Origin of the sequence: Solimonas fluminis, assembly GCF_002930645.1 — a bacterium.
GTDB classification, from domain to species: domain Bacteria; phylum Pseudomonadota; class Gammaproteobacteria; order Nevskiales; family Nevskiaceae; genus Solimonas_A; species Solimonas_A fluminis.
Genome location: NZ_PSNW01000025.1, coordinates 1 through 4,259, shown reverse-complemented (window position 1 = coordinate 4,259; position 4,259 = coordinate 1). Strand labels below are relative to the sequence as shown.

2 tRNA genes and 3 rRNA genes are annotated in these 4,259 nt (G+C 53.0%); all 5 read left to right on the top strand.

Features of this window, described 5'->3' with window-relative positions:
- Nucleotides 1-602, top strand: a 16S ribosomal RNA gene (locus C3942_RS21735); the annotation flags it as partial.
- 88 nt (nucleotides 603-690) lie between these two features.
- A tRNA-Ile gene (locus C3942_RS21730) sits at nucleotides 691-767 on the top strand.
- Between the two features lie 34 nt (nucleotides 768-801).
- A tRNA-Ala gene (locus C3942_RS21725) sits at nucleotides 802-877 on the top strand.
- Nucleotides 878-1,117: 240 nt separating this feature from the next.
- Nucleotides 1,118-3,969, top strand: a 23S ribosomal RNA gene (locus tag C3942_RS21720).
- 123 nt (nucleotides 3,970-4,092) lie between these two features.
- Nucleotides 4,093-4,207 (top strand): 5S ribosomal RNA (gene rrf, locus C3942_RS21715).
- Nucleotides 4,208-4,259: the final 52 nt, after the last annotated feature.

Sequence of the window (4,259 nt, the reverse complement as noted above, 5' to 3'; positions counted from 1 at the left end):
GGAGTATGTGGTTTAATTCGATGCAACGCGAAGAACCTTACCTGGCCTTGACATGCTAGGAATCCTGTAGAGATATGGGAGTGCCCGCAAGGGAACCTAGACACAGGTGCTGCATGGCTGTCGTCAGCTCGTGTCGTGAGATGTTGGGTTAAGTCCCGCAACGAGCGCAACCCTTGCCCTTAGTTGCCACCATTCAGTTGAGCACTCTAAGGGGACCGCCGGTGACAAACCGGAGGAAGGTGGGGATGACGTCAAGTCATCATGGCCCTTATGGCCAGGGCTACACACGTACTACAATGGTGTATACAGAGGGTCGCCAACTCGCAAGAGGGAGCTAATCCCAGAAAGTACATCGTAGTCCGGATTGAGGTCTGCAACTCGACCTCATGAAGTCGGAATCGCTAGTAATCGCCGATCAGCATTTGCGGCGGTGAATACGTTCCCGGGCCTTGTACACACCGCCCGTCACACCATGGGAGTTGGCTGCACCAGAAGTAGGTAGTCTAACCGCAAGGGGGACGCCTACCACGGTGTGGTCAATGACTGGGGTGAAGTCGTAACAAGGTAGCCGTAGGGGAACCTGCGGCTGGATCACCTCCTTTACAGAACGCTTCGAAAGCGTGCTGGGAGCATCCACACAAGTTACTTGCTAAGACAGTCGGAATCGCGCCTTGCGATTCAACCGCACCTGGGTCTGTAGCTCAGTTGGTTAGAGCACACGCTTGATAAGCGTGGGGTCGCTGGTTCAAATCCAGCCAGACCCACCATTTTCCCAAGAGACTCCAGGGTGCGCCGGAAACCGGGGCCATAGCTCAGCTGGGAGAGCATCTGCTTTGCAAGCAGAGGGTCGTCGGTTCGATCCCGACTGGCTCCACCAATTCTGGTTCATGAAAGCGTCCTGTGCGACAAGACGTTTTCATGAACTTGCGAAAGTGGGTTCAACTGTTCTTTAACAATTAGGTTTGTAGTCAAAAACTGTAGACATTATGTATCTGTTTACATCCTGTAAAAAGGAAGTAATCAGACTCAATGCCGAAGGTGCTTGACGGCGAAATGTAAGTTATAGGTTGTTTAAACCTATGGCCGAGATCATTCGTGAGAATGTTTGAGGTTATATGGTCAAGCGATCAAGCGCATCTGGTGGATGCCTTGGCGACAACAGGCGATGAAGGACGTAGTAGCTTGCGATAAGCCGCGGGGAGCTAGCAAACAAGCTTTGATCCGCGGATTTCCGAATGGGGCAACCCACGGCTTCGGCCGTATCTGCAACTGAATACATAGGTTGTGGAGGCAAACTCAGGGAACTGAAACATCTAAGTACCTGAAGGAAAAGAAATCAACCGAGATTCCCCTAGTAGTGGCGAGCGAACGGGGAGCAGCCCTTAAGCGTGTCGAAACTTAGCAGAACGGTTTGGAAAGGCCGGCCATAGCGGGTGATAGCCCCGTATGCGAAAAGTCAGATACGTGAAATCGAGTAAGGCGAGGCACGTGAAACCTTGTCTGAATATGGGGGGACCATCCTCCAAGGCTAAATACTCGTTGTCGACCGATAGTGAACCAGTACCGTGAGGGAAAGGCGAAAAGAACCCCGGAGAGGGGAGTGAAATAGAACCTGAAACCGGATGCGTACAAGCAGTCAGAGCCCGCAAGGGTGATGGCGTACCTTTTGTATAATGGGTCAGCGACTTACTTCTCAGTAGCGAGGCTAACCGTATAGGGGAGCCGTAGGGAAACCGAGTCTGAATAGGGCGATTAGTTGCTGGGAGTAGACCCGAAACCCGTCGATCTATCCATGTGCAGGGTGAAGAGTGGGTAATACCACTTGGAGGCCCGAACCCACGCCTGTTGAAAAAGTCGGGGATGACATGTGGATAGGAGTGAAAGGCTAATCAAGGCGGGTGATAGCTGGTTCTCCTCGAAAGCTATTTAGGTAGCGCCTCGTGTATCACTGTAGGGGGTAGAGCACTGTTACGGTTTGGGGGGAGCACAAGTTCCTACCCAGCTGTTGCAAACTCCGAATACCTACAAGTGCAATCACGGGAGACACACGGTGGGAGCTAAATTTCATCGTGAAAAGGGAAACAGCCCTGACCGCCAGCTAAGGTCCCAAAGTTATCGCTAAGTGGTGAACGATGTGGGAAGGCACAGACAGCCAGGATGTTGGCTTAGAAGCAGCCATCATTTAAAGAAAGCGTAATAGCTCACTGGTCGAGTCGGCCCGCGCGGAAGATGTAACGGGGCTCAAGCGATACACCGAAGCTGCGGATGCACAGCAATGTGCGTGGTAGAGGAGCGTTCTGTAAGCCTGTGAAGGTGACTCGTAAGGGTTGCTGGAGGTATCAGAAGTGCGAATGCTGACATGAGTAACGACAATACGGGTGAAAAACCCGTTCGCCGTAAGCCCAAGGGTTCCAGCGCAACGGTAATCGGCGCTGGGTGAGTCGGATCCTAAGGCGAGGCCGAGAGGCGTAGTCGATGGAAAGCTGGTTAATATTCCAGCACTTCTTGTTACTGCGATGGGGTGACGGAGAAGGTTAGGCAATCCACCTGTTGGATGGTGGTTTAAGCGTTTAGGCGTGCTCTTCAGGCAAATCCGGAGAGCTAAGCTGAGGCGTGATGACGAGGCCCTACTGGGCCGAAGTTGCTGATACCCCGCTTCCAAGAAAAGCCTCTAAGCTTCAGGTAACAAGAATCCGTACCCCAAACCGACACAGGTGGGCGAGGAGAGTATCCTAAGGCGTTTGAGACAACTCGGATGAAGGAACTCGGCAAATTAGTGCCGTAACTTCGGGAGAAGGCACGCCCGCGCAAGCGGGTCGCAGTGAAGAGGGAGCTGAGACTGTTTATCAAAAACACAGGACTCTGCAAACACGAAAGTGGACGTATAGGGTCTGACACCTGCCCGGTGCTGGAAGGTTAAGTGATGGGGTCAGCGCAAGCGAAGCTCTTGATCGAAGCCCCAGTAAACGGCGGCCGTAACTATAACGGTCCTAAGGTAGCGAAATTCCTTGTCGGGTAAGTTCCGACCTGCACGAATGGTGTAACGATGGCTCCACTGTCTCCATCCGAGGCTCAGTGAAATTGAAATCGCCGTGACGATGCGGTGTTCCCGCGGCAAGACGGAAAGACCCCGTGAACCTTTACTATATCTTTACACTGGAGTTTGAGTTTGTTTGTGTAGCATAGGTGGGAGCCTTTGAAACCCTGGCGCTAGCTGGGGTGGAGGCACCGGTGAAATACCACCCTGATAAACTCGAATTTCTAACCTCGTCCCGTAAGCCGGGACAGGGACACTGTATGGTGGGTAGTTTGACTGGGGCGGTCTCCTCCCAAAGAGTAACGGAGGAGTGCGAAGGTTAGCTCAGCGCGGTCGGAAATCGCGCTCTTGAGTGCATAGGCATAAGCTAGCTTGACTGCGAGACAAACAAGTCGAGCAGGTACGAAAGTAGGTCTAAGTGATCCGGTGGTTCTGTATGGAAGGGCCATCGCTCAACGGATAAAAGGTACTCCGGGGATAACAGGCTGATACTGCCCAAGAGTCCATATCGACGGCAGTGTTTGGCACCTCGATGTCGGCTCATCTCATCCTGGGGCTGTAGTCGGTCCCAAGGGTCCGGCTGTTCGCCGGTTAAAGAGGTACGCGAGCTGGGTTCAGAACGTCGTGAGACAGTTCGGTCCCTATCTGCCGTGGGCGTTTGAGATTTGAGGAGAGTTCACCTTAGTACGAGAGGACCGGGTGGAACGTACCTCTGGTGTTCCAGTTGTCACGCCAGTGGCATCGCTGGGTAGCTATGTACGGACGGGATAACCGCTGAAAGCATCTAAGCGGGAAGCCCACTCCAAGATGAGATCTCACGCAGCTTAAGCTGCCTGTAGAGCCCATGTAGACTACGTGGTTGATAGGCACGATGTGGAAGCGCAGTAATGCGTGTAGCTAACGTGTACTAATTGCTCGTGCGGCTTGGCCATATAACGCTCAAGCATTTTTGACGTCAATGTACTGAAGGCATTGAGAGCATGACGTCGCAGCTTTGACTACAAACCCAATTCGATGAGGCGAGACCGCAAGGTCACGACTCGTCAGCCAGTTTGCCTGGCGGCCATAGCGTGTTGGAACCACCCGTTCCCATCCCGAACACGGAAGTGAAACGACACAGCGCCGATGATAGTGTGGCAATAGCCATGTGAGAGTAGGACACTGCCAGGCTCTTAAAGAAGGACAAACCCCCGTAGCGAGAGCTGCGGGGGTTTTTTCTTGC